At 56.4% G+C, this 569-nt stretch carries 1 protein-coding gene; it reads right to left on the bottom strand.

The features are described 5' to 3' along the window. The coding region (locus NG42_RS22840) for an Ig-like domain-containing protein (protein ID WP_052903098.1) at positions 1-569 on the bottom strand (569 nt) is incomplete at both ends.

A 569-nucleotide genomic window follows, 5' to 3' on the forward strand; every position in this document is an offset into this window, starting at 1 on the left:
ACGGTGACGGTGGTGCCCGGCTCGCCCCTGCCGCTCAGCGTGGTGCCGTCTTCCGAGACATCCAGGTCGGTCGGTGCCAGCGGCGCGGTGGTGTCACCGGCAGTTACTTCAGCAACAGGAGAAATATTCCCCGCAGCGTCGGTTTGCGTGACGTCCAGCGTTTCGCCGTTGGTCTGCGCCGGATCCAGGTCGACCGTAAAGTTACCGTCTTCATCGACCGTGCCAGTACCGATGATATTCCCTTCGTCATCCCTGACAATAACAGTGGCCCCTGCTTCGCCTTTCCCGCTTAGCGTGGTGCCATCTTCAGACACACTGAGATCGGTAGGAGCATCCGGAGCATCAGTATCTGAATCACTGTCAGAATCGGAATCACTGTCGGAGTCAGAGTCGCTGTCGGAATCAGATTCGCTGTCAGATTCTGAATCGCTGTCAGAGTCAGAATCACTGTCGGAGTCTGAATCACTGTCGGAGTCTGAATCGCTGTCGGAATCAGAATCACTTTCGGAGTCTGAATCGCTTTCGGAGTCGGAGTCGGAGTCACTGTCAGAATCAGAGTCGCTGTCGGA

The sequence above is a fragment of the Winslowiella iniecta genome, from assembly GCF_001267535.1.
In the GTDB taxonomy this organism is placed as follows: Bacteria; Pseudomonadota; Gammaproteobacteria; order Enterobacterales; family Enterobacteriaceae; genus Erwinia; species Erwinia iniecta.